This window comes from Staphylococcus sp. HMSC65H10 (assembly GCF_001839185.1).
GTDB classification, from domain to species: Bacteria; Bacillota; Bacilli; order Staphylococcales; family Staphylococcaceae; genus Staphylococcus; species Staphylococcus simulans.
Genome location: NZ_KV840427.1, coordinates 1 through 486 on the forward strand (window position 1 = coordinate 1; position 486 = coordinate 486).

Here is a 486-nt window from a genome sequence, read left to right on the forward strand (position 1 = left end):
TACCCACTTCATTCGAGTTTTGGATGCCGTCTTTGTTTGAATCTTCCCATACATAGTCACCTAAGTTGTATGTTGCCGGTACTGGTTCTGGCGCAACAACCGGTTTGTAGAATCCGCTGTCGATTGTGTAGTTATCCGCGTTATTGATTGTTACTGTTGTTGACGCGCCGTCTGAATCCAATGCATCGTCACCTACGTTGACTAATGTTGCTTCATAACCTTCCGGTGCTGTGAAATCAACTGTGTAGTCGCCGTTTTCTAAACCTGTGAACACATATTTACCGTTCGCATCTGTAACTGTCGTTACTGTTGATCCGTCTGGTTTTGTCAATGTTACTGTTACGCCTTCGATACCCACTTCATTCGAGTTTTGGATGCCGTCTTTATTGCTGTCTTCCCATACATAGTCACCTAAGTTGTATGTCGCCGGTACTGGTTCTGGCGCAACAACCGGTTTGAAGAATCCGCTGTCGATTGTGTAGTTAT

Annotated in this window: 1 protein-coding gene; it reads right to left on the minus strand. The window is 44.9% G+C overall.

The annotated features are described in order from the left end of the window. Positions 1–486: SdrD B-like domain-containing protein (locus HMPREF3270_RS13110; RefSeq protein ID WP_176746761.1), on the minus strand; the 486-nt coding region annotated here is incomplete at both ends.